General features: G+C 33.1%; 24 protein-coding genes and 3 tRNA genes. 23 read left to right on the top strand and 4 right to left on the bottom strand.

Annotated elements, in window-relative coordinates; all coding sequences use genetic code 11:
- Positions 1-71: 71 nt before the first annotated feature.
- The 3 genes from cysT to ABID96_RS14220 are packed head-to-tail and all read left to right on the top strand — an operon-like array spanning position 72 to position 2,873.
- Positions 72-908 (top strand): sulfate ABC transporter permease subunit CysT, encoded by an 837-nt coding sequence (cysT, locus tag ABID96_RS14230; RefSeq protein WP_192602602.1) that lies wholly within the window; start codon positions 72-74, stop codon positions 906-908.
- Between the two features lie 4 nt (positions 909-912).
- Entirely contained in the window at positions 913-1,788 is an 876-nt protein-coding gene (gene cysW / locus ABID96_RS14225) for a sulfate ABC transporter permease subunit CysW (RefSeq protein ID WP_192602601.1), read from the top strand.
- Positions 1,789-1,799: 11 nt separating this feature from the next.
- On the top strand, positions 1,800-2,873 hold the full coding sequence (locus ABID96_RS14220) for a sulfate/molybdate ABC transporter ATP-binding protein (RefSeq protein ID WP_192602600.1): 1,074 nt from the start codon (positions 1,800-1,802) through the stop codon (positions 2,871-2,873).
- A 58-nt stretch (positions 2,874-2,931) separates the two neighbouring features.
- On the opposite strand, the gene ispG is transcribed toward ABID96_RS14220, so the two are convergent.
- The 3 genes from ispG to ABID96_RS14205 form a co-directional block, all read right to left on the bottom strand.
- Complete coding sequence (gene ispG / locus ABID96_RS14215; protein ID WP_087998913.1) at positions 2,932-4,032, bottom strand: flavodoxin-dependent (E)-4-hydroxy-3-methylbut-2-enyl-diphosphate synthase; 1,101 nt, start codon at positions 4,030-4,032, stop codon at positions 2,932-2,934.
- A gap of 123 nt (positions 4,033-4,155) precedes the next feature.
- Entirely contained in the window at positions 4,156-4,497 is a 342-nt protein-coding gene (locus ABID96_RS14210; RefSeq protein WP_087998914.1) for a hypothetical protein, read from the bottom strand.
- A 158-nt stretch (positions 4,498-4,655) separates the two neighbouring features.
- Entirely contained in the window at positions 4,656-5,414 is a 759-nt protein-coding gene (locus ABID96_RS14205; protein ID WP_192602599.1) for a DUF1189 domain-containing protein, read from the bottom strand.
- Between the two features lie 260 nt (positions 5,415-5,674).
- On the opposite strand from ABID96_RS14205, the gene ABID96_RS14200 reads away from it, so the two are divergent.
- From ABID96_RS14200 to ABID96_RS14115, 18 genes are all read left to right on the top strand, one after another.
- A tRNA-Asn gene (locus ABID96_RS14200) sits at positions 5,675-5,749 on the top strand.
- A gap of 18 nt (positions 5,750-5,767) precedes the next feature.
- Positions 5,768-5,844 (top strand) — tRNA-Met (locus ABID96_RS14195).
- An 11-nt stretch (positions 5,845-5,855) separates the two neighbouring features.
- A tRNA-Ser gene (locus ABID96_RS14190) sits at positions 5,856-5,945 on the top strand.
- A 265-nt stretch (positions 5,946-6,210) separates the two neighbouring features.
- Positions 6,211-6,570: a hypothetical protein gene (locus ABID96_RS14185; protein ID WP_192602598.1), complete on the top strand. Its 360-nt coding sequence runs from the start codon at positions 6,211-6,213 to the stop codon at positions 6,568-6,570.
- 227 nt (positions 6,571-6,797) lie between these two features.
- Positions 6,798-7,406: a superoxide dismutase gene (locus tag ABID96_RS14180; protein ID WP_087998917.1), complete on the top strand. Its 609-nt coding sequence runs from the start codon at positions 6,798-6,800 to the stop codon at positions 7,404-7,406.
- 112 nt (positions 7,407-7,518) lie between these two features.
- Positions 7,519-8,736, top strand: coding sequence for an MFS transporter (locus ABID96_RS14175; RefSeq protein ID WP_192602597.1), 1,218 nt, complete (start codon positions 7,519-7,521; stop codon positions 8,734-8,736).
- Between the two features lie 79 nt (positions 8,737-8,815).
- Positions 8,816-10,939: a peptidoglycan D,D-transpeptidase FtsI family protein gene (locus ABID96_RS14170; RefSeq protein ID WP_192602596.1), complete on the top strand. Its 2,124-nt coding sequence runs from the start codon at positions 8,816-8,818 to the stop codon at positions 10,937-10,939.
- Positions 10,940-11,506: 567 nt separating this feature from the next.
- On the top strand, positions 11,507-12,277 hold the full coding sequence (gene pstB / locus ABID96_RS14165) for a phosphate ABC transporter ATP-binding protein PstB (protein ID WP_377897066.1): 771 nt from the start codon (positions 11,507-11,509) through the stop codon (positions 12,275-12,277).
- A 23-nt stretch (positions 12,278-12,300) separates the two neighbouring features.
- A complete protein-coding gene (gene phoU / locus ABID96_RS14160; protein ID WP_192602594.1) occupies positions 12,301-12,954 on the top strand; it encodes a phosphate signaling complex protein PhoU in 654 nt (217 codons plus the stop codon).
- A gap of 105 nt (positions 12,955-13,059) precedes the next feature.
- Positions 13,060-14,046 carry a nucleotidyltransferase family protein gene (locus ABID96_RS14155; protein ID WP_192602593.1) on the top strand — a complete coding sequence of 329 codons (987 nt, stop codon included), beginning with the start codon at positions 13,060-13,062 and terminating at the stop codon, positions 14,044-14,046.
- 84 nt (positions 14,047-14,130) lie between these two features.
- Entirely contained in the window at positions 14,131-14,280 is a 150-nt protein-coding gene (gene rpmG / locus ABID96_RS14150; RefSeq protein WP_056475024.1) for a 50S ribosomal protein L33, read from the top strand.
- Positions 14,281-14,383: 103 nt separating this feature from the next.
- The gene (locus ABID96_RS14145) at positions 14,384-14,947 is read left to right on the top strand and encodes a 5-formyltetrahydrofolate cyclo-ligase (protein ID WP_192602592.1); all 564 of its coding nucleotides are present in this window, start codon (positions 14,384-14,386) and stop codon (positions 14,945-14,947) included.
- A 96-nt stretch (positions 14,948-15,043) separates the two neighbouring features.
- Positions 15,044-15,994 carry an L-lactate dehydrogenase gene (locus ABID96_RS14140; protein ID WP_192602591.1) on the top strand — a complete coding sequence of 317 codons (951 nt, stop codon included), beginning with the start codon at positions 15,044-15,046 and terminating at the stop codon, positions 15,992-15,994.
- A gap of 121 nt (positions 15,995-16,115) precedes the next feature.
- Entirely contained in the window at positions 16,116-16,901 is a 786-nt protein-coding gene (locus ABID96_RS14135) for a M15 family metallopeptidase (RefSeq protein ID WP_192602590.1), read from the top strand.
- Positions 16,902-17,018: 117 nt separating this feature from the next.
- Positions 17,019-17,222 carry a YqgQ family protein gene (locus tag ABID96_RS14130; protein ID WP_192602589.1) on the top strand — a complete coding sequence of 68 codons (204 nt, stop codon included), beginning with the start codon at positions 17,019-17,021 and terminating at the stop codon, positions 17,220-17,222.
- 61 nt (positions 17,223-17,283) lie between these two features.
- The gene (locus tag ABID96_RS14125) at positions 17,284-18,258 is read left to right on the top strand and encodes an ROK family glucokinase (protein ID WP_192602588.1); all 975 of its coding nucleotides are present in this window, start codon (positions 17,284-17,286) and stop codon (positions 18,256-18,258) included.
- A gap of 298 nt (positions 18,259-18,556) precedes the next feature.
- Entirely contained in the window at positions 18,557-20,449 is a 1,893-nt protein-coding gene (locus tag ABID96_RS14120; RefSeq protein ID WP_192602587.1) for an LTA synthase family protein, read from the top strand.
- 85 nt (positions 20,450-20,534) lie between these two features.
- Positions 20,535-21,464 (top strand): M14 family metallopeptidase, encoded by a 930-nt coding sequence (locus ABID96_RS14115; RefSeq protein WP_192602586.1) that lies wholly within the window; start codon positions 20,535-20,537, stop codon positions 21,462-21,464.
- Positions 21,465-21,531: 67 nt separating this feature from the next.
- Here ABID96_RS14115 and ABID96_RS14110 read toward each other — a convergent pair whose 3' ends face one another.
- Positions 21,532-21,708, bottom strand: a complete 177-nt coding sequence (locus ABID96_RS14110) for a DUF2759 domain-containing protein (RefSeq protein WP_087998928.1) — start codon at positions 21,706-21,708, stop codon at positions 21,532-21,534.
- A gap of 159 nt (positions 21,709-21,867) precedes the next feature.
- On the opposite strand from ABID96_RS14110, the gene ABID96_RS14105 reads away from it, so the two are divergent.
- Positions 21,868-22,494: an MBL fold metallo-hydrolase gene (locus ABID96_RS14105; protein WP_192602585.1), complete on the top strand. Its 627-nt coding sequence runs from the start codon at positions 21,868-21,870 to the stop codon at positions 22,492-22,494.
- A gap of 9 nt (positions 22,495-22,503) precedes the next feature.
- Positions 22,504-23,583, top strand: coding sequence for an SAM-dependent methyltransferase (locus ABID96_RS14100; RefSeq protein WP_377896907.1), 1,080 nt, complete (start codon positions 22,504-22,506; stop codon positions 23,581-23,583).
- The last annotated feature ends 66 nt before the right edge of the window (positions 23,584-23,649 follow it).

Genomic DNA, 23,649 nt, shown 5'->3' with positions numbered 1-23,649 from the left:
ATGCAATGGCTGCTTGTCAAATTCGAGTTTTCTTTATTTCATTTTTTTATTTTTAGGAGGTATGGCCTACATTGAAATTATTTAGTAAAAAAAATAGAGTCCTGCCAGGTTTTGGATTAACCTTTGGGTTTTCTATTTTCTATATAAGTTTTTTTATTTTACTACCTATCTCTATGTTGTTTTTAAATACACTTGATATTGGTTGGTCAAAATTTATTGATATTGTTACAGATCCACGTGTTATGGCAAGTTATAAAGTAAGTTTTGGTACTGCATTCGTTGCAGCGATTTTGAATGCAGTTTTTGGATTATTAGTGGCGTGGGTATTAGTCCGTTACCGTTTTCCAGGGAAAAGAGTAGTAGATGCTTTTATTGATTTACCTTTTGCCTTACCTACTGCAGTAGCAGGTATTACATTAACAACTTTATACTCTCAGGAAGGCTGGATCGGTAAATTTGTATCGTTTAAAATTGCCTATACTCCATTAGGAATTATCATTGCGTTAACATTTATTGGTCTGCCGTTTGTTGTGAGAATGGTTCAGCCTGTATTAGAAAATTTCCAAAGTGAGGTAGAAGAGGCGGCAGCTAGTCTTGGTGCGAACCGATTTCAAATATTTTGGAAGGTTATATTTCCTGGGGTTTTACCAGCTTTACTAACTGGTTTTTCTTTAGCATTTGCTAGATCTTTAGGCGAATATGGTTCGGTCGTATTTATATCTGGGAATATGCCGATGAAAACCGAGATTACCCCTTTATTAATTATGACTAAATTAGAACAGTATGATTATGCAGGTGCAACTGCTCTTGCTATTGTTTTATTAGTCATTTCATTTATCCTTTTATTCATTATTAGTGTATTCCAGAGATACGCGGGTAGAGCGGTAAATATTGAAGGGGGGAAATGATTGGATGCAAGGAAATATAAAGATTAAACAAGAAACAATCTTAAAACCTTCGGACATAAAGAAAGGGAAAGGGAATCTCATACAGTTTATTTTAATTGCAATCGTCATCTTATTTTTATCATTATTTCTATTTCTACCTCTGATTTCCATTTTTATAAAAGCGCTAAGTGAAGAGTTTGAAGTTTATAAAGCAGCAGTGGTGAACGAAGATACAATTGCTGCGATTAAATTAACTTTTATAGTGACGATCATTACAGTTCCGCTTAACGCAGTGTTTGGAATTGCGATTGCGTGGGCAACAACGAAGTTTCATTTTAAAGGTAAAAACTTATTACTAACATTAATTGAATTACCATTTGCAGTTTCTCCGGTAGTTGCTGGCTTACTTTTTGTTTTATTATTTAGTCCAAATCATGGTGTTTTCGGTGAATGGTTAAAAGAACATAATCTAAAAATCATTTTTTCAACTCATGGTATTGTACTTGCAACAATTTTTGTGACCCTTCCATTTGTTGCGAAAGAGCTTATTGCTTTAATGCAAGCAACAGGCAGTTCAGAAGAGGAGGCTGCTTTGACATTAGGAGCAAATGGCTGGCAAACCTTCTGGAAGGTTACACTTCCGAAAATTAAGTGGGGGTTATTATACGGTGTAATCCTGTGTAATGCCAGAGCGGTTGGTGAATTTGGTGCGGTTTCAGTTGTATCTGGCCATATTAGAGGCGAAACCATTACGATGCCTCTACATATTGAAAACTTATATAATGAATATCATTTCGCTGAAGCATACACAGTCGCATCTTTAATGTCTATCTTTGCGATACTGACATTGCTTATTAAAAATATTATTGAATGGAAAACGTATAAAGAAGCAAAACAGTAGGAGTGGATTGAATGTCAATAAAAGTATCGAAAGTAATAAAAAACTATGAAAATGAATCTGCTTTAAAACAGATCGATTTAGACGTGAAAAAAGGGGAGCTAGTTGCGTTATTAGGTCCTTCTGGTTCAGGGAAAACAACTTTGCTAAGAATTATTGCTGGTCTAGAAATTCCAGATGAAGGTAGTATTTTATTTGAAGATCAAGACGTTGGTCAGCTTCAGGTGAAAGAAAGAAACGTAGGCTTTGTTTTTCAACATTATGCGCTTTTCCAGCATATGACTGTATTTGATAATATTGCATTTGGGCTAAATGTAAGACCTAAATCGACGAGACCAAAGAAACGTGAAATAGAAGAAAAGGTAGTGGAATTGTTAAAGCTAGTGAAGCTTGAAAACTTTTCAAAACGGTATCCTTCACAACTATCAGGTGGACAGAGACAAAGAGTTGCGTTAGCACGAGCTCTTGCGGTTGAGCCTACTGTGCTTCTATTGGATGAACCATTCGGTGCTTTGGATGCAAAGGTTCGAAAAGATTTAAGAAGATGGTTGAGAAAGCTACATGATGATATCCAAATTACAAGTATATTCGTTACACATGATCAGGAAGAAGCGCTTGAAGTGGCGGATCGAGTTGTCATTATGAATAATGGTAAGATTGAGCAAATTGGAACACCTGAAGAAGTATATCATTCTCCAGAAACACCATTTGTATATGACTTCTTAGGGAAGGTAAATCTATTCCACGGTCGGGTTCAGAAAGGGAATTTAATCAGTGGCGGTTTAGAAATACCATTACCAGAATTGGAAGATGATGATCATAAAGAAGTGACTGGATACGTCCGACCACATCAAATAACGATTGAGAAATTTGAGACAAACCAAACCTCAATCAGTGCTATTGTGACACATATACATGCTGTTGGTCCGATTGTTTATGTAGAAGTGTTAAGAGAAGATACAAAAGAATATGTAGAAGTGGAATTAATGAATGAATTATTTATCAAATTAAACCTTGAGTTAGGCGAGCGAGTATTTGTCCGTCCAAATGAATTAAAAGTTTTTATACCGCAAGACTATTCAATCTAAAAGAAAAAACATACAAAACATGAGAGTTTTGTATGTTTTTTTGTTGATATCAATTTACTTAATTTTTTGCTGCTTCTAGCTCAGCAAGTTTTTCAGCAGCAATTTTATCGATTTCTATTTTTAATTCTTCAACCATCGTTGCTTCAGGGACTTTTCGAACAATTTCACCGTGACGGAATAGTAAACCTTCTTTACGAGCACCTGCGATTCCGATGTCAGCTTCACGTGCTTCTCCAGGACCATTTACCGCACAGCCTAGAACTGCAACTTTAATTGGTACTTTTAATGTAGAAATATATTCTTCAACTTCATTTGCAATACTAATTAAGTCAATTTCAATACGTCCACATGTTGGACAAGAAATTAATGTTGCTGCATTTGATGATAAACCAAACGATTTTAATAGCTCACGAGCAACTTTTATTTCCTCTACTGGATCTGCGCTTAAAGAAATACGCATTGTATTACCGATCCCTTTACTGATAATCGCACCAAGACCTGCTGCACTTTTCACTGTTCCAGAGAATAGTGTACCGGATTCAGTAATACCTAAATGAAGTGGATAGCTAAAAGCTTTAGCTGCTTTTTCATAAGCTTCGATTGCTAGGTTTACATCAGACGCTTTCATTGAAACAATAATGTCGTGGAAATCAAGATCTTCTAAAATTTTAATATGATGTAATGCACTTTCAACCATTCCATCAGCTGTAGGATAACCGTATTTATCTAAAATACGTTTCTCTAAAGAACCAGCATTTACACCGATTCGAATTGGAATACCTTTTGCTTTCGCAGCATTAACTACTGCTTCAACTTTTTCTCTACGACCAATATTACCTGGGTTAATTCTTATTTTATCTATTCCACCTTCAATTGCTTTTAAAGCTAATTTGTAATCGAAGTGGATATCAGCTACAAGTGGTATATTAATTTGTTTTTTGATATCAGCAATTGCATTTGCAGCTCGTTCATCTGGTACCGCAACTCGAACAATTTGACAACCTGCTTCTTCTAAACGTTTAATTTCAGCAACTGTTGCTTCAACATCATGTGTTTTTGTAGTACACATACTTTGTATCGAAATTTCATTTGCACCACCAACAACTACATTACCAACTTTTACTGCACGTGTTTTACTTCTATGTGTAAGTTCATTCACGAGTAACTCGCTCCTTCAAAAATAACTAATTTCATTTTGTGTTTGTGTACTTCTATACATTATCATATTTTCTTCATGATTTCTCTTTTTATAAACTAGCTAAAAAGAAATATACCACAAATTCTATTTATTAGAAGAGTAAAGTGGAAATTTATATGATTTTCCACTTTGAATTTTTGTTGGTGATAGCCCTTTGTTTAATTCAGTGAAATCCTTCGTAATTTGACTAATTGGTTGAGTAAAGTCTGGATTAAGCTCCTCTACAATACCTAAAACTGTATCTCCATTTTTAACTTGAATTTCTTCAAAGTCTGGAAGTGATTTAGTTGATTTAGACGTCTCGTTTGATTTTGAAACAGTTGCAACTGTGCTTATATGTTTTGTAGGGATTGTCCCTACTTGAAGGTCAAAGAACACGATATAAATAACTAATAGTATGCCAAAGAAATAAAAAATTTTCTTCATTTACATCACTCCTTTAGTAGACTATATGCTTGTCCACTCTTTATATTCCATATAAGTATAGAAGTGACCTACTTTATTTTAGTAAAAAATAAGCTTTGTTTAAAAAATCTTTTGATTCAATCGAAAAAAAGATAAAAGAGTGTGAGTACACACATCTTTTATCTTTTTGAAGGTAATTGTTTAACAGTTAATGTATACATTACTGCAGAAATTATAATAAATAAGATTGTTTGAAATGGGATGTTAATATTAAATAGTCCAACAATAAAATAAATGACTGTTGGCAGTGTTAAGCTATAGGCAATCATTGCAAATCTATGTCTAAAAGTTAAGTTTTTATTTGAGTGAAATAGTGCAGTGATAAACGCAAGTATCGTTGCGACAATGAAAATAAAGAAACATGAACCCAAATAAAATAAGAAAAACAATGCAATCATAAAAACCGGTAAAGCTTGTTTGACATTTTTAATAAATTTAGAAATATCCTCTTTATTTATTTCAGTCGTATCTAATGAAGGATAGGGATAATCTTGTTCTCCAGTATCAGTTTTTATGACAACCCGATTTTTTAGGACTGTAATCGAATATTTATCCTTTGAAGTTGAAGAGGGTAGCCTTGTTTCATTTGGATAAAATGCATATCTAAAGTTACCAATTTTACGTTCAAATGGTTTATTATCATTTATCGTTAAGATCCCTTTATTTAAGGAGATTGTTTGGATGTTTTCCTTTAACAAATCTGAGGCATTATTCACCTGGAGTTTTACAGCTTTCTCAAATGAAAAAAAACCTGGAAGAGTATAAAGAATCGCTAATAGAAATAAATAGAATATTGTTTTACCGATTTTTTGGAGTCTGAACTTTGCAATTGATTTGGGAGAGTATAGGCTGTACCAAAATTGTTTGAATAGATTCATAAACTCATCCTTTCTTAATAATGTTATATCTCTTTACAACGTTATTATGTATGTTTTTGGTAATTTTGTACAATGTAAGCATTTATATTAGAAAAACTTCATTATTGATCTTTTATAACCTCATTTGGTAAAGATTATAACTAGTCCGATTACTCAAATTAGCGAATTATCTTAAAAAAATAAAAAAAAATTAAAAAAGCATTGACGTTAATTTGGAAACATGTTAAATTAAATATTGTCTTAAGTAAATGTTAAATTATTCCGCAGTAGCTCAGTGGTAGAGCACTCGGCTGTTAACCGAGTGGTCGTAGGTTCGAATCCTACCTGCGGAGCCATTTATACTTATTCATTTTGGCGGTGTAGCTCAGCTGGCTAGAGCGTACGGTTCATACCCGTGAGGTCGTGGGTTCGACTCCCTCCGCCGCTACCAAATCATATTATGGAGTAATACCCAAGTCCGGCTGAAGGGATCGGTCTTGAAAACCGACAGGGGTGTAACAGCCCGCGGGGGTTCGAATCCCTCTTACTCCTTACCGATTTAAGAAAAAAACTCTAACGGATATTCCGTTAGAGTTTTTTCTTGTTTAAATTGAGGTTCTAGTAAGAACGTGGAATCACAAGTCGAATTCATTGAATATATAAACAGAGTGGTTGATGGAAAGTAGTTGATAAAAATCAATAGATCTTTTGGCATTATTTGAAATATGATTTATATCCTGTTTTTGCTTTTTTTGTAGATAATCAAGAAATATTAATGTATTATTTTTGTGACAAAAATATGAGGTAGGAGATTAGTATGTATCCAACGGAAAGTCAGGACCTATACTTAGAACGATTAGAAGATAAGCTGCATAGCTCAATAACAGCAGCGTTATACGATACGACCGGTCAAAAGAATGAACACGCTATTAAACGTCGATTTCCAAAACCAATGTCTAACGAGGACGTTCAATCGATTATAAGCGCTATTAACAAATTTACTGCTATGAATAAACCATTATTATGGAGAAGGTATCATAAAGAAGCTTTCAATCAGAAGAATTTTGAATCGTATATTACGCAATATCAAATTTTAACAAATTACTATGATTTACCCCTTGAAAGTGAAATAATAAGTAGTTTTACTGAATGGGATCAGAACAAGCCTCGCGGATAATCTTCCAGAGGCTTGTTTTGTTAATTCATGTAAGCGGAGACGTCATTGATTTGGGTGACATTTATGGAATCATGTCATCATTTAAAAGCGACGGATTAGCAAGAAGTTTATTCAAACAGATTTTATTTTTAACATTCTTTCCCAATTATGAGCATAACTATTGAAATCTTTCGGTTTATTTGATAACTTTAAATTGCATTTTACTATATTTTTGGGAGGAATTACGAATGTCAAAATTTGAATTACCACAATTACCTTATGCTTATGATGCTTTAGAACCACATATTGATAAAGAAACAATGAACATTCACCACACTCGTCACCACAATACATACATTACAAACTTAAACGCAGCTTTAGAGGGTAAAGAAGTTTCTGCAACTACAATTGAAGAATTAATTTCAAACTTAGATGCACTTCCTGAAGGTATCCAAACTGCTGTACGTAACAATGGTGGTGGACATGCAAACCACAGCTTATTCTGGACTTTATTAACTCCAGAAGGTACTGGCGCTCCAGTTGGTGAAGTTGCTGAAGCAATCAACGCTAAATTCGGTAGCTTCGATGAGTTCAAAGCTGCATTCACTCAAGCTGCTTTAACTCGTTTTGGTTCTGGTTGGGCTTGGTTAGTAGTAAACAATGGTGAGTTAGAAGTAACAAGCACACCAAACCAAGATTCTCCATTAATGGAAGGTAAAACACCAATTCTTGGATTAGATGTTTGGGAGCACGCTTACTACTTAAACTTCCAAAACAAACGTCCTGATTATGTTGGTGCTTTTTGGAACGTTGTTAACTGGACTAAAGTAGAAGAATTATACAAAGCTGCTAAGTAATTAGCATGTAAACACTACTAAGAATCTCTTAGTAGTGTTTTTTTATTGCCAAAAAAATGGATAATTTCTCACTTACTCGAAAAAACTAGACCTAGGACAAAGGAGAGTATTTATGAGTAAGTTGAAATTTTTAATCGGCGATGTGAAAGTAAACAAAGACTTAATATTATTATTAAGTGTTGGCGGTTTATTTTCATTAGCAACAGCATTATCGAATACGTTTGTAAATGTTTATCTATGGAAGCAATCCAATGATTATTTACCAATTGCTTCTTATCAATTTTCAATTGCCTTTTTTCAGGCACTCACTTTTATCATTGCTGGAAGGTTAGCCAAACAAATTGATCGGGTCGTTATTTTAAGAATTGGTATTTCGTTTTTAGCGATATTCTATATCGCTGTCTTACTATTTGAAACAGATACTTTGATTGCGACAATACTGATCGGGGCAATTTTAGGAATTGGAAATGGATGTTATTATCTATCCTTTAATTTACTGACATTTGAAGTGACTGAACCTGATACAAGACAGTTTTTTAATGGTTTTATGGGTTTACTTGGCTCATTCTCTGGAATAATTGGCCCTTTTATCGCTGGGGCAATAATTTCATCAATGATTGGCAACAAAGGATATACCTATGTTTTTGTGGCAGCCGTTATATTATTTATCTGTGCAGTGATCTTAAGTTGCTTCTTAGTCAGAAGAGAACTGGATACTGAATTTAATTTGAAAAGAGTCATCTTAGAACGTAAATTAAATGGAAATTGGAGAAGAGTTACACACGCTAATTTTTTTCAAGGAATCAGAGAAGGGATCTTTTTATTCGTCATCTCTATTTATATTTACTTAGCTACAGGTAGTGAATTTGCTGTTGGGAAGTATGGGCTCATTACTTCATTAATTAGTTTTATTACATATTACGTTGTTACTCGAATCATTAAAGAGGAGTATCGACTAAAGGCAATATTTATCGGAGGGTTTCTCTTATTTGCTGCCGTTTTTACAATTGTATTTAAAGTGACATTTTCTTTACTGATTATTTATGGTGTGATTATTTCTTTGGCATATCCAATCATTTTAGTACCTTACTTGTCTATAACATATGATATAATAGGAAAATCGTATAAAGCGAGGGAATATAGAGTTGAATATATTGTAATTCGTGAAGTGTATTTAAACAGTGGAAGAATGTTCTCAATAGCTGCATTTATTATTTTCACAGCGTTTTTTCCCGCAAAACAAGTTATCCCTATCCTAATTTGTATTTTTGGAGTCGGGCATTTCTTGGTTTATTTTGTGATGAGGAAATTAGAACTTGATCCTACTTAACGAAATTACATAAGATCGAATATAGAAATAGTTCCCTTATATGTTAAACCAATAAGTAGAGTATAAAAGAGGAGAAGAGATGAATAAACCAAAGAAAAATAAAATTAAATTACCAACTCGGCTGAATACACTATTTTTTCTTGTGTTTTTATTATTCTCTTTATTAATTCTAAGACTAGGCGTTGTTCAAATAGTGAAAGGTGAAGACTACCAACTAGAATTAGAACGTACAGAGAATATGACAGTTGATAAATCAGTACCAAGGGGAAAAATTTTAGACCGTAATGGAAAGGTTGTTGTAGACAACACACCACTTCGTTCTATTACGTATACAAGAAAAAAAGGGACAACTTCTGCTGAGCTATTAGAAATGGCAACAAAATTAACAAGCTATATAAAAATGCCAACAGATAAAATAATGGAACGAGATCGACAAGATTATTGGCTACTTACACATCCTGAAGAAGCAAAAGAACTTGTTTCAAAAAAGGAAGATAAAAAATTAAAAGCGAAATACGAAGAAGATCCTGCATCATATAACAAAGAGTATTATAAAATGCAACTAGAAGCAATTACAAAAGACGATATCAAATCTTTAAGTAAGCAAGATTTGCAAATACTAGCTATTTATAAACAAATGAGTGTTGGATATGCCTTAACACCTCAAACGATTAAAAGTGAGGGCGTAACCGAACCTGAATATGCAATGGTTAGTGAACATTTAGATGAGCTTCCCGGTGTAGATGTAACAACTGATTGGGAAAGAGATTACGTGTATGAAGATACTTTCCGAACAATTTTAGGAAATATTACATCGGAAAAAGAAGGTCTGCCAGCTGAAAATGTAGATTATTACTTGGCACGTGGATATGACCGTAATGACCGTGTAGGAAAAAGTTATATCGAGCAACAATATGAAGATGTGCTAAGAGGAACAAAAGGTAAAGCGCAAAATGTTGTTGATACTCAAGGGAATGTAATTGATACAAAAGTAATCACTGAAGGCGAACCAGGTAGTGATCTTGTTTTATCACTAGATATCGAATTGCAAATAAAGGTAGATGAAATTGTTAAAACAGAACTGTTAAGAGCTAAACAAACATCGAATGGTAAATATTTGGACCGAGCGTTTGTTACAATGATGAATCCAAAAACTGGTGAAATCCTAGCAATGTCAGGAAAGCAACTCGTAAAAGATAAAAAAACAGGTAAAATGGAAGTGCAAGATTTTGCAACTGGAAACATGACAACTTCTTACGAGATGGGGTCTACTGTTAAAGGTGCAACTGTTTTAACTGGCTTCCAGCAAAAAGCAATTAGTCCAGGTACACGATTGTTTGATACTCCAATTAAAATAAAAGATACACCTCAGAAAGCTTCATATAAAAATATGGGATGGGTTTCTGATTTAGATGCTTTAAAGCGATCTTCCAATGTTTATATGTTCCGAACAGCGATTGCGATTGGTAAGGGACATTACGTTGAAAATCAACCACTGGATATAGATCCAAAAGCCTTTGAAACTTTCCGAAATAGTTTTAGTCAATTTGGTCTAGGGGTGAAAACAGGAGTTGATTTACCAAATGAGGCAATCGGGTTTAAGGGAACAGATACTAGAAATCCTGGATTCTTACTTGACTTAGCAATTGGACAGTATGACACTTACACGCCACTACAACTAGCGCAATATGTCTCAACAATTGCCAATGGAGGCTATCGTGTACAACCACATGTAGCAAAAGAATTAAGACAGCCTTCAATTGGAAATGACAAAGGTGTTGTTAGACAAGAAATCGAACCTAAAATTTTAAATAGAATTGACATGAAAGACTCATATGTTGATCGTGTTAAAGAAGGATTTTATAAGGTATACAATGAAGTAGGCGGTACAGCTAATATATACTTCCAAGGAACTGATTATAAACCAGCTGGTAAAACAGGAACTGCTCAGTCAGTCTATGATGGACCAGATCGTAAAAAATATAACGGGCCACAAAAAACATATAACCTAACACTGATTGGTTATGCACCATATGATAATCCTGAAATCGCATTTGCCGTTGTTGTTCCATGGCTGCAAAGTGACCAAGCTCCAGTTAACAAATATATTGGACGCGGAATAATGGATGAATACTTCAAAATGAAAGAAAAGAAATTAAATACTAATAATAAAGAAGATCAAGATTCAAATAATAACGAGTAAAGAGAAGGGGATTTCCCTTCTCTTTTTTTGTTTGTCGGAGCTAACCAGTCGCCTCCACTTTTCATGATGTCTGGAGTTACCCAGTCGCCTCCACTTTTCATGGTGTCTAGTTCCAGCGCCTAACCCCTCGAGTCATAAGCCAAAGCCCAGAAAAAGTTAAAAAGCAACTTTTACCGGTCCTTGTCTTATGCTTGTCGGAGCTAACCAGTCGCCTCCACTTTTCATGATGTCTAGTTCCGGCTCCTAACTCCTCGAGTCATAAGCCAAAGCCCAGAAAAAGTTAAAAAGCAACTTTTACCGGTCCTTGTCTTATGCTTGTCGGAGCTAACCAGTCGCCTCCACTTTTCATATTTACACAATCTTTACATTTGGTTAAAACGCTTTTAATAGTTGGGATTTATGATTAGTGATGTAGTCTTATTTGAATGAATAAGGTTTGTTACTAAATTTATTATTAAATTTTTATATATTTATGATGACTGAAAGCCTTTAGGATGAGAGGGGAATTTATAAATGACAACTACTTTAATTAGAGAGAATAAAACGAACACTGAAGATGTTGAAGAGATGACGACAGTTAAGAAATCGATTGTATATGATACTCAAAATTTAAATTTATGGTATGGACAGGATAAGGCTTTAAAGGATATTAATTTAAGTATTTATGAAAATGAAGTTACTGCAATTATCGGTCCGAGTGGTTGTGGTAAGTCAACTTATTTAAAGACTTTAAATAGAATGGTTGAGTTAGTTCCTACTGTTAGAACAGAAGGTAAAATTCTTTATCGTGAGCAAAATATTTTTGATAAAAGTTATCCAGTTGAAGAATTAAGAACACATGTAGGAATGGTGTTCCAAAAACCGAATGTATTCCCTAAATCAATTTGGGAAAATGTTGCTTACGGACCTAAAATTCATGGAATTAAAGATAAAAATACGTTGAATCAAATTGTTGAAAAGAGTTTAAAGGGTGCAGCGATTTGGGATGAAGTGAAAGATCGTTTACATGAGAATGCATACGGACTTTCAGGTGGTCAGCAACAACGTTTATGTATCGCACGTTGTTTAGCGATTGAACCAGATGTTATTTTAATGGATGAACCTACGTCTGCGCTTGATCCGATTTCTACATTAAAAGTAGAAGAATTAATTCATGAACTGAAAAAAGAATTTAGTATTATTATTGTTACACATAATATGCAACAAGCTGCACGTGTTTCTGATAAAACAGCATTTTTCTTAAGTGGTGAAGTTGTTGAGTATACTGATACAAATAAATTATTCTCAACGCCAAAAGATAAACGTACTGAAGATTATATCACTGGCCGTTTCGGTTAATGGAAGGATATTGGTGACAAAAAATGAGACCACAATTTGATGCAGATTTAAAATCACTTCAAGAAATGATTATTGAATTAGCTATGAAAACAAAAAAAGCTGTTATGAAAAGTATGGATGCTTTTCGTACAGAAAATATAGAACTAGCACTAGAAGTAATTGATGAAGATGAGCGTATTAATAAACTAGAAAAAGAAATTAATGAATTAATATTAGTGATTATCACAAGACAACAACCAGTTGCTGTTGATTTAAGAAGAAACTTAACGGCTATTAAAATTGCACACGACTTAGAGCGTGTAGCAGATTATGCTGTAAATATCGCAAAATCAACAATTAGAATTCGTAGTCGTCAAGAAAATTTACCAATTGAAAATATCGAAAAAATGCATGCGCTTGGATTAGATATGTTATCGAAGGCTGTGGATGCATATCGTACGGAAGATTTACAGGCCGCTAAGGAAATTGGCGAGATAGATGATCAAGTGGATGAATTATATGGCATAACAGTACAAACATTGATGTCGAGCATAGCAGATTCTCCAGAACATGTTTCGAATGTTATGCAAATGGCGTTCGTTTGTAGATACCTAGAAAGAATTGCAGATTATGCAACGAATATTGCAGAAAACATTTATTATTTAGTCAAAGGTAAGTATTATTTATTAAATCAATAATGAAAAGGGTGTTCTGGACAAAATGTTCATGAACACCCTTTTGTCATATTTCTGTCAATAAAAGCATACTTCTAAAACGAAACTATATATTTGGGGTGGTTAATCATGAAGGTAGTTATTTTAGCGGGAGGATTTGGTCAAAGACTATTACCTATAACAAATAACATACCAAAACCACTTTTACCAATTGCGAACCGTGCTGCAATTGAACATTTACTGTTACATTTAATTAGTATGGGTTTTAATGAGTTCATCATTCAATTACATTATATGTCACAAGCAATTATAAAAACGATAGATGGTATGAATCTAATGAATATATCTATTGAATATATTATAGAAGAAGAAAGTTTAGGGTCCGCAGGATGTTTGCGATTATCCAAACCATATTTAAATGATACTTTTTTATTAGTTAATGGAGATATTTTATTTGATGGAGATATTAGAGAGGCGATTTACCAACATTTAGAATACAATCAACAATTTTCAATGCTAGTAAAACATGTTGATAAATGTGAGTCATATGGAAATGTAAAAGTAAAAAATGGACAAATAATGGAATTTATAGAAAAACCACAAATAGGAAAAGAAATCAGTAATTTAGTGAATACAGGTATTTATATTTTGAATGCAGAGCTACTAAAGTACATACCAGACTATTGTTATTTTGATATTAGCACCGATTTGATTCCGCTTTTATTAAGAGAGAATATTATTTTAAATGCCGCTGAATTAAAAGGATATTGGATCGACTATGGGACACCACGAAGATTTGCTAAGTTAAATGTGGACTGGATTGAAGAAAAGTTAAACCTCCCAATCCCAGCTGTACAAATCTTACCTAGAATATTTTTAGGTGAACATGTGAAAATAGAAAATAATGTGAAAATTGTTTCACCAGTCATCATTGGAAACGATGTAACAATAGAAGAAAATTGTATAATTGGTCCATATGTATCGATTAGTTCGAATATTGTAATTAATAAAGGAAGTATTTTACACCATCAAGCAGTATTCCAAAAGTACACATTAAATCATGAAAATAAATTTACAAAAAATACAATAAAAAAATTATCAAAAGAAATGCAATGAATGTTGAAAAACTATGGAATTTATTCTAAAAGAGTGTTATTATATACAAGTCTGATTATGTCACTATGTCAGGAGGGAAAATAAATGCGCGTAAATATTACATTAGCATGTACAGAATGCGGAGATCGTAACTATATCACTACTAAAAATAAACGTAATAACCCAGACCGTCTTGAGCTTAAAAAATATTGCCCAAGACTTAAAAAAGTTACAGTTCATCGCGAAACAAAGTAAGCAGTAGGAATATTCCTACTGTTTTTTTTGTATTTCTACTATATAAGCCTCATAAAATTTTTCTGCATTTTTCTACTTACTTTATTAATGGGAGATATCTATTATGGATAAAAAGGAAATTAGATCAGCTATTATTAAAAAGTTAAACGAAATCACAGCGAAAGACCGTAACACGAAGTCAAAACAAATTATTGATCAATTAATCACTACACCAGAATGGAATAACGCCAATACGATTGCAACAACAATGCCTATGGAACACGAAATTGATACTACATTATTCATTCAAGCTTGTTGGAGGTTACATAAAGATGTTGTAGTACCAAAATGTATTCATAAAACGAAAGAAATGCAGTTTTTTAAAATTACAAGTTTTGAACAATTAGAAAAAGGTTATTTTGGTATACAGGAACCAAATGAGTTATTATGTGAAAAAATCAATAAAGATGAAATTGATCTAATTGTTGTACCAGGTGTTGCCTATACCTCTAAAGGGGACCGCTTAGGCTATGGAGGCGGGTATTATGATAGATACTTATCAGACTATGCTGGAAACCTTGTTGCACTTGCTTATGATTTGCAAATTGTCGAAGAGCTACCTATTGAAGCACATGATCATAGAATGCCATTGATTATTACTGAAACGAATATCATTAAAATACTTTGACCATTGTATAAGAAATCACAATTTGATGAGAATAAAGTAAGAATGTGACTGTTTTTGTTATTTTAAATAGCTTGAAAAAAGAAGGTGGACGACATCATGCGACATAAAGATATAAATCGTGTTGCTCTAATAGGAACAGGTGCTGTTGGAGCAAGCTATGCATTTGGTATGTTAAATGCTGGTTTGGCTGAAGAATTAGTCATGATTGATTTAAATAAGGATAAAGCAGAAGGTGATGCAATGGACTTAAGCCACTGCTTACCTTTTGTAAGCTCTAGAACGAAAATATGGGCTGGAGATTACAACGATTGCAAAGATGCGAACCTAGTGGTAATTACAGCTGGAGCAGCCCAAAAGCCTGGAGAAACTCGTTTGGATTTAGTTTCTAAGAACTGTATGATTTTTAAAGGGATAATTGGCGCAATAATGGAAGCTGGATTCGACGGTATATTTTTAATCGCAACAAATCCGGTTGACATCCTTACTTATGTAACATGGAAATTCTCAGGATTACCGAAAGAAAGAGTTATTGGATCTGGAACAAGCCTTGATACAGCACGATTCCGTTACTTACTTGGGGACTACTTTAACGTTGATGCTAGAAATATACATGGATATATAATAGGAGAACATGGTGATAGTGAACTACCTGTTTGGTCTCAGACCACAGTCGGCACTCAACCTATCCAAAGGGTTTTAAAGAAAAATCAACAATATAGCATGCGTGAGTTAGATGAGATCTTTTTAAATACAAGAGATGCTGCTTATCATATCATAAAACGGAAAGGTGCAACATACTACGGGATTGGTATGGGACTTGTTCGATTAACAAAAGCAATACTCAAAAATGAAAATAGTATTATTACTGTTTCAGCTTATTTAGATGGTCAATATGGAGAAAATGATCTTTACATAGGTGTACCTGCTGTCATTAATCGTGCTGGCATTCGAGAAATTGTCGAATTAGACTTAAATGATCTTGAAACTCGACAATTTAAAAATTCTGTAGAAATTTTGAGGAAAAGTATGGAATCGATTCAATTATAAAAATGGGTTGCCTCTTTCAATTACGAAAGAGGTTTTATTTTACCCTTCACATTTGAAAAAATATCTTTCATTCGCTATTGTTAATATGAGTGAATCAAATAAGTTAGTAAGGAAGATTGCATTGAATAGAGCAAAAAGTAAAAAGAAACGATATTTAGTTTTGGGAATCATTTTAGTAATTCTTTTAATTGGACTAGCTTTAGCTTTTTCTATGAGAGATAAGATGTTTACTAATAGTGAACAAAAAAATTCAAATCAAAAAGTTAAAGAAACAGTACCTTTATTTCCAAATTATGAAAAAACTTCAGTAGAGGCAGAAGATGGGTTACTCGAAGTAACAAATGAGCAATCAAATTTAGTTTTAGTTAATAAAGCTCGTAAATTACCTGATGGATATGAGCCGCCAGATTTAACGTATCCTATTGTTCCACTACATGGTGCATCAAAAGATAAGACATTAATGAGGAAAGAAGCAGCTAAGGCACTAGAAAAGCTATTTGAAGCCGCAGAAGCGGATAGCATTGTACTGACACCAGTATCAGCCTATCGCTCTTTTGATAGACAGCAAAGCCTATATAACTTCTATATCCAATCACATGGGGAAGAATGGACAAAAGCATACAGCGCTTACCCAGGGACAAGTGAACATCAAACGGGACTTTCCATTGATGTTTCTTCACCTAATTTTGGAAATATGCTTGAAAAGGAATTTGGTGAAACAAAGGAAGGTACTTGGCTGGCAGATCACGCACATGAATACGGATTTATTATTCGTTATCCGGAAGATAAGGTTGAAAAGACTGAGTATAATTATGAACCTTGGCATATACGTTATATCGGTGTAAAACATGCTACATACCTTTATGAAAATGATTTAGTACTAGAAGAGGTAATGTCTCCAAAATAACATGAGAAGTACCAGAAGGAATCTATTAGCATTCGATTGACGAAGATTCTATTCAACTTTATACTTAATACATAGTATTCAAAATTTTTTTGGTAGATTAAATAGTAGGAGTCGCGCATGAATTCAATATATGATATCCAACAATTTTTAAAAAATTATGGAACGTTTATTTACACTGGTGATCGTAAGTCTGACTTAATGTTAATGCAAGATGAGTTAAAGGAACTATTTTTAGCGAACTTACTAGATAGAAAAGATTTTCAAGTTGCTACATTAATCATAAAAAAAGAGATAAGTGAAATCCAAAAGAAAACGATTTGATAAAAGTCGTTTTTTATTAGCAAGAGATGCAAGCGGTTTCACTATAAGGGGAGAGAGTAAGATGGAAAAAATGATCGTAGGTGTTGATTTAGGCGGTACGAGTATTAAATTAGCGTTATTAACAAACGATGGACAATTTATCGAAAAGTGGGAAGTACCAACAGATAAATCAGACCAAGGGATCCATATCCCAAAAACAATTACCATTGCAATTGAAGATAAGTTAAAAGAAATGAATAAAACGAAAGATGATGTTGCTGGTATTGGTATTGGGGCACCAGGGTCGGTACGCCTTGAAGATGGTTTAATATTCGCGGCAGTTAACTTAGGGTGGGTGAACTTCCCGTTAAAATCAGTTTTAGAGAAGGAATCTGGAATTCCTGTAATTGTTGATAATGATGCGAACATTGCAGCGGTTGGCGAAATGTGGAAGGGCGCAGGAAATGGTGCAAAAGATGTAGTAATGATCACATTAGGAACTGGAGTAGGTGGAGGAGTTATTGTTAATGGTCAAGTTGCTCACGGAATAAGCGGTGCTGCAGGCGAAATTGGCCATATTACAGTTCAAACTGAAAATGGCGTACTTTGTAATTGTGGTAAAACTGGGTGTTTAGAAACAATTTCTTCAGCTACTGGAATTGTCCGAATTGCAAACGAAACTTTACAATCTACTACTAAAGACACGATTTTAAAGAAGAAGTTTAATGAAAATGCCATTTCGACTAAAGATGTATTTGATGCTTTCAAGGATGGAGATGAAGTAGCTACTGACATAGTTAATCATGTTATGAAGTATCTGGCATTAGTTTTGGCTGGTGTAGGCAATACTTTAAACCCAGAAAATATTATTATTGGCGGTGGAGTTTCAAATGCAGGAGAATTACTTCTGAAGCCGTTAAGAAAATATTTTGATGAATATGCTTTTACAACTGTTCGTGAATCTACAAAGCTTTCAATTGCTCAATTAGGTAATGATGCAGGTGCAATTGGTGCAGCATATTTAGTTAAAAAATTTATTACAAAAGAAATAAATTAAGCAACGATTTAACTTTTATAATCAATCGTTAATTGTATTTTAAAGATACTTCAAAAGAGGTATCTTTTTTTAATGTTAATTGAATTGAAGAAAAAATTAGTTATTTGACGTGTTGAGTATTTTTATGATAAATTGAATGACGTCAGAAAAATACACGAGATTACTAGAAAGTTTTGACGGTAGAAAATACAACGTGGACGGACAAAACCAAGGTATTTAAGTGATATGAAAATAAACATGTGAATTCATAAACATGGTAAATAATAGATTATAAGTTTTAAAAAAGGAGGAACAGACTATGTGGAAAAAGTTTATTAAAAACTTCGGATTTCCTTTACTTGCAGTATTCCTTTTATGGACAAAAGCGACTTTACTGAGCTTGTATTACTTTGACTTAGAAATTGAAAATTCAATGCAAAAATTTATTTTAATAATAAGTCCAATTTCTTCATTACTAATTTTTATTGGTATTGGTCTTTTTGCGAAAGGACATAAACGAAATAGGGCTGTCATCTGGATCAGTTTAGTTATGTCATTTATATTAATTGGTGACACAGCTTACTATTCATTCTTTGATGATTTCGTAACGATTCCAGTTTTATTTATGACACAGAACTTTGCTGACTTAGGTTCAAGTGTTAAATCGATGATTAGTTATAAAACAATTTTAGCTTTTGCTGATATCATTATTTTAATTCTAGTTAATATTTTCTGGGGTAAAAAATTCTTTACAACTGAAAATATTAAAGGTAAAACAAGAACTGCATATTATTTAGTTGCAGCTGCAGTATTTTTAGTTAATCTTGGGATGGCTGAAACTGAGCGTCCACAATTATTAACTCGTTCTTTTGATAGAGAGTATATTGTAAAGTTTTTAGGATTATACAATTACCATATTTATGATATGGTTCAACAATCGAAAACAACTGCTCAAAAAGCAATGGCCGATGATAGTGAGTTAGCTGGTATTGAAAACTTTATCCGTGCAAATGATACTGGCGTAAATGCTGAGCTTCATGGGAAATATAAAGGTAAAAATGTTGTTGTTATTTCTTTAGAATCATTACAAGACTTTGTAATTGGCAGAGAAATTAATGGACAAGAAATAACACCTTTCTTAAATGACTTCATTAAAGAGAGTTATTATTTTGATAATTTTTATCACCAAACTGGACAAGGTAAAACATCAGATGCTGAGTTCTTAATTGATAATAGTTTATATCCATTAGATCGTGGAGCAGTTTATTTTACAAACGGTGGTAACACATTTACTGCAACACCAGCAATTCTGAAAAAAGAACAAAATTATTATACTTCAGTCATGCATTCAAACAATAAATCGTTTTGGAATCGTGACATGATGTATCCAAGCTTAGGTTACGATCGTTATTACAATGAAAATGATTACAAAGTAACTGAGGATACTTCAATTGGATGGGGTCTTAAGGATCAATACTTCTTTGAACAATCTGTTGAAAAGATGAAAGAAATGCCTAAACCATTCTATACACGTATGCTGTCATTAACAAATCACTATCCTTTTGAATTAGGCGAAAAGGATTTAATGATTGAGAAATTAAAAACTGGTGATCAGACAGTAGATAACTATGTAACAACAGTTCGTTATTTAGATGAATCAATTAAGCACTTCGTTGAAGAAATGAAAGCATCAGGCTTATACGATAATACAATCCTAGTGATGTATGGTGATCACTATGGTATATCTGAAAATCATAACCGTGCAATGAGTGAAGTATTAGGAAAAGAAATTACGCCTGTTGAGCATGTAAAATTACAACAAGTACCTTTCTTTATCCATTTACCTGGTCAAACAAAAGGTGAAACAATTCATAAAGTTGCAGGTCAAATTGACGTGAAACCAACAATCCTAAACTTATTAGGTGTAAATGCTAATAAAACATCAATTAACTTTGGTAATGATATTTTTTCACCAAAGCATAAAGACTTTGTTGTATTCCGTGATGGTACAATCGTTACTGATAAATATATTTACAAAAATGAAAAAATGTATGATGCAAATACTGGTGAAGAATTAAAGGGGCAAAAGCCACCTAAAGAAGATTTAGCAAAAGCTAAAAAATCACTAGAGTATTCAAACTCAATTATTTATAAAGATTTACTTCGTTTCTTTGAAGTAAAATATGAGCGAGCAAAAACTAAGTTCGAATAAGAAAAGCACTTCCTTTTGGGAAGTGCTTTTCTTTTGTGTATTTACATACAATTGTATTAAAAATACGATTGGTGGGGTGGAATGGTTGTTTTATAAGTCGCCTACAAATCTCTTCATACCGAGGAGTTACAATTTTACTGAACTTGAAAAAGATATTAGCATCCTAACGCAGCAGTATCCTTTTCTTAAGTTAAATGTGATCGGGAGAAGTGTCCTAGATCAACCAATATACGAAATCATCTTTGGTAATGGAGAGAGAAGGATTCATTGGAATGGTTCATTTCACGCAAATGAATGGATTACTACCTGTGTATTGATGAAATCATTAGAATGGTTATGCCAAACTGTTTCAAATGGAGAATTACGATTTCATAAAGAGGTTTTGACCTTTTTTCATTTGAACACCTTATCAATTGTTCCTATGGTGAATCCAGATGGGGTTAATTTAGTCGTTAACGGCCATATAGAGGACGAGGGGTATATGAACCATGTTAATAGTCTAAATGCAGCCAATGACGATTTTACGGGGTGGAAGGCAAATATAAGAGGCGTGGATTTGAATAACCAGTTTCCTGCTAATTGGGAAATTGAAAAAGAAAGAAAGATACCAAAAACATATGCACCGAGAGATTATCCAGGAGATGCTCCATTAACTGAACCAGAAGCAATTGCAATGAGTAATTTGGCAATTGAAAGAAATTTCGATCTACTTTTAGCACTTCATACACAAGGAAAAGAGTTTTATTGGGGGTATGATCATTTAGAACCCGAAATTTCAGCTGTTTATGCTGAATTCTTTACTAAAATTAGTCCGTTTAAATCAGTCAAAACAATTGATAGCCATGCAGGATATAAGGATTGGTTTATTCAAGAATTTAGAAAACCTGGTTTTACATTGGAACTAGGTAAGGGAATTAATCCTTTACCACTTTCAATGTTTGATTTAATATATGCCGAAACCTTTCCGATTTTATTTGCATCTCTTATAAATTTAAATGTAAGTAAAAAAGGCTGACAAATTTGTCAGCCTTCCATTGTTTATTTGTTTTCTTTATATGTAATATGAGAAAACGAATACATCATTATAAATGTGTTGGTGGATAACCGCTATGTACGATTGTCATGATCGCAAACCATGCGAAAAGTACTAAAGTAAGACCAGAAAATACGATTCCTAATAAATTTTTCTTCTTTAAAGATCCAAATAATGCAGGAACACATAAAATAGCCGTTAGAATAAATATAATAACTGTACCCATTGTAAACCCCCTATAAAAAATTCTTCAAGCAACCCCTGTTTGCTATTACATCATTATTATTGTAAAACTTTTATTAACAATTGTCTATTTGAAATTCTAAAGCGTAAACAAAATTATGATATAGTATTAATTAGATTAAATAGAAAGCAGGGTTAAAGCATGAATGTTTATCAATTACCATTAGGTCCTCTACAAACAAATTGCTATATTGTTAGTAATGATGTAAAAGAAGCTGTTATTTTTGATCCAGGTGAAGAAGCGGAAATCATTTTTAATGTTATTGAAGAAAACAAATTAAAGCCATTAGCAATTCTTCTAACACATGCTCATTTTGATCATATTGGGGCTGTAGATGAAGTGCGTGATGAATATAATATACCCGTTTATATCCATAAATATGAAGCTGATTGGTTAACGGATGGCCAAAAAAATGGTTCAGCATCTTTTTTAAGAAATCAAACGATATTTGCTCGTGAAGCAGATCATGTAATTGAAAAAGAAGGCAAAATGGAATTTGGTCAATTTACATTTTCAGTTTTTGAAACGCCAGGACATTCTCCAGGAAGTATCTCTTTTTATAATAAGGAATTAAGAACAGTATTTTCCGGTGATGCGCTCTTCCAAAGAAGTATTGGTCGAACAGATTTAATTGGTGGTGACCACGAGCTACTAATTAAAAGTATTAAAAGTAAACTATTGTCTCTACCAGACGATGTTGTTGTTTGTAGTGGACATGGACCTACGACGACAATTGGTGAAGAGAAAAAACATAATCCATTTTTCTAAGGGAATAACATGAAAAAAATAATTTTAAATGCCATTCAAAAGAGTGGAAAAAATTACATTACATATGAAGAGTTCATTTCACTTTGTTTGTATCATTCAGATAAGGGCTATTATCAAAAATCAGATACAAAAATAGGTAGAAAAGGCGATTTTTATACGACGAGCTCAGTAGGGACAGTTTATGGAGAAGTAATTGCCTCTGTTTTTTGTCGTTTGATAAAAAATGAGGTAATTGATCCAATTTTTATTGAAGTTGGTGCCGGAAATGGTCGTTTTGCTAACTCATTTTTAACTTATTGCAAAAAAAATGAACCAACAATTTATGCTAATTTAGAATATAGAATCGTTGATGAAAGTAAATATCATCGTTCATTACAAATGAAAGCATTACTGCAACATACAAATGTAAGTTACTATTCAAGCATTTCAGACCTGAGTAAAATTCAAAACGGTTTGATCTTTTCAAATGAGCTTTTTGATGCTTTACCAGTAAGAGTCGTTGAATTTTGCCAAAACAAATGGCAAGAAGTTGTCATTTCCTATAATGAAACTAATGATTTAATTGAGAAATTTATAGAGATTGAAAACGATTCGACTTTCGAATTTCTTAAGTATCATCATTTTTCTGGAAAACATGGACAAAGGGTTGAAATTCCTATTGCAATGGAATCTGTGTTTAAAGGATTAAATCAAGTACTTGACCATGGAATCATCATGACTGTTGATTATGGTTTTACAAAAGATGAATGGAATGCTCCTCATCGAGTGAAAGGAAGCTTGAGGGGCTATCACCAGCATGAAATGAAAACAAATGTGTTTGAATTTTTAGGTGAAATGGATTTAACCACACATATTCATTGGGATGAACTAAGAAGGCTTGCAGATATGAATCATCTAGAAAATTTATACTTTCATTCTCAAAGACAAGCACTTATAGATTTTGGTATATTAAATTGGCTTGTACAACATGCATCAATGAATCCATTTTCAGATGAATATAAAAATAATCGAGCAATCCAATCATTAATTATGCCAGGTGGTATAAGTGATTCGTTTCAATTATTGTTACAGATAAAAGGGTTTTTCTGAAACAAAAAAATTAAAAACGAGAGAATGTCTTAAAATGAATGAGTACAAATAAAAAAACCAGTCAAA

It is taken from the genome of Gottfriedia sp. OAE603, assembly GCF_040543965.1.
Classification (GTDB): domain Bacteria; phylum Bacillota; class Bacilli; order Bacillales; family Bacillaceae_G; genus Gottfriedia; species Gottfriedia solisilvae.
The sequence above is the reverse complement of the archived record's forward strand: the minus strand, read 5'-3'. Positions and strand labels throughout refer to the sequence as shown.

Bases quoted from the DNA above. Each gene is read 5' to 3' on its own strand.
- ABID96_RS14185 (WP_192602598.1), top strand. From the start codon at position 6,211: ATGTATCCAACGGAAAGTCAGGACCTATACTTAGAACGATTAGAAGAT.
- ABID96_RS14100 (WP_377896907.1), top strand. From the start codon at position 22,504: ATGAAAAAAATAATTTTAAATGCCATTCAAAAGAGTGGAAAAAATTAC.
- ABID96_RS14170 (WP_192602596.1), top strand. From the start codon at position 8,816: ATGAATAAACCAAAGAAAAATAAAATTAAATTACCAACTCGGCTGAAT.
- rpmG (WP_056475024.1), top strand. From the start codon at position 14,131: ATGCGCGTAAATATTACATTAGCATGTACAGAATGCGGAGATCGTAAC.
- ABID96_RS14210 (WP_087998914.1), bottom strand. From the start codon at position 4,497: ATGAAGAAAATTTTTTATTTCTTTGGCATACTATTAGTTATTTATATC.
- pstB (WP_377897066.1), top strand. From the start codon at position 11,507: ATGACGACAGTTAAGAAATCGATTGTATATGATACTCAAAATTTAAAT.
- ABID96_RS14155 (WP_192602593.1), top strand. From the start codon at position 13,060: ATGAAGGTAGTTATTTTAGCGGGAGGATTTGGTCAAAGACTATTACCT.
- ABID96_RS14180 (WP_087998917.1), top strand. From the start codon at position 6,798: ATGTCAAAATTTGAATTACCACAATTACCTTATGCTTATGATGCTTTA.
- ABID96_RS14205 (WP_192602599.1), bottom strand. From the start codon at position 5,414: ATGAATCTATTCAAACAATTTTGGTACAGCCTATACTCTCCCAAATCA.
- ABID96_RS14125 (WP_192602588.1), top strand. From the start codon at position 17,284: ATGGAAAAAATGATCGTAGGTGTTGATTTAGGCGGTACGAGTATTAAA.
- ABID96_RS14105 (WP_192602585.1), top strand. From the start codon at position 21,868: ATGAATGTTTATCAATTACCATTAGGTCCTCTACAAACAAATTGCTAT.
- cysW (WP_192602601.1), top strand. From the start codon at position 913: ATGCAAGGAAATATAAAGATTAAACAAGAAACAATCTTAAAACCTTCG.
- ABID96_RS14145 (WP_192602592.1), top strand. From the start codon at position 14,384: ATGGATAAAAAGGAAATTAGATCAGCTATTATTAAAAAGTTAAACGAA.
- ABID96_RS14110 (WP_087998928.1), bottom strand. From the start codon at position 21,708: ATGGGTACAGTTATTATATTTATTCTAACGGCTATTTTATGTGTTCCT.
- ABID96_RS14130 (WP_192602589.1), top strand. From the start codon at position 17,019: ATGAATTCAATATATGATATCCAACAATTTTTAAAAAATTATGGAACG.
- phoU (WP_192602594.1), top strand. From the start codon at position 12,301: ATGAGACCACAATTTGATGCAGATTTAAAATCACTTCAAGAAATGATT.
- ABID96_RS14120 (WP_192602587.1), top strand. From the start codon at position 18,557: ATGTGGAAAAAGTTTATTAAAAACTTCGGATTTCCTTTACTTGCAGTA.
- ABID96_RS14175 (WP_192602597.1), top strand. From the start codon at position 7,519: ATGAGTAAGTTGAAATTTTTAATCGGCGATGTGAAAGTAAACAAAGAC.
- ABID96_RS14140 (WP_192602591.1), top strand. From the start codon at position 15,044: ATGCGACATAAAGATATAAATCGTGTTGCTCTAATAGGAACAGGTGCT.
- ABID96_RS14220 (WP_192602600.1), top strand. From the start codon at position 1,800: ATGTCAATAAAAGTATCGAAAGTAATAAAAAACTATGAAAATGAATCT.